This window comes from Rhizobium ecuadorense (assembly GCF_001187535.1).
Classification (GTDB): Bacteria; Pseudomonadota; Alphaproteobacteria; order Rhizobiales; family Rhizobiaceae; genus Rhizobium; species Rhizobium ecuadorense.
The window spans coordinates 1-216 of sequence record NZ_LFIO01000362.1 but is presented as its reverse complement, the minus strand read 5'-3'; the positions used below and the strand labels follow the sequence as shown (position 1 = coordinate 216).

The 216-nt window shown below is 68.1% G+C and carries 1 protein-coding gene; it reads right to left on the bottom strand.

From position 1 onward, the window contains the following. On the bottom strand, positions 1-216 hold a 216-nt coding region (locus AF337_RS07430), incomplete at both ends, for an FAD-binding protein (protein WP_152970955.1).

Sequence of the window (216 nt, the reverse complement as noted above, 5' to 3'; positions counted from 1 at the left end):
GGGAGACTCCCGGCGGAGATGGGGCCGGTACCACTCGCCGGCATGCCTGAAATGTCGCGTGCAGCCCGCATGCCCATGACAGCCGCCTCCAGCAGCGAATTGCTGGCAAGCCGATTTGCGCCGTGCAGGCCGGTCGAGGCCGCCTCTCCGGCGACCCAGAGACCGGGAACCGAACTGCGGCCATTTGCATCCGTGGCGACGCCGCCCATGTGATAG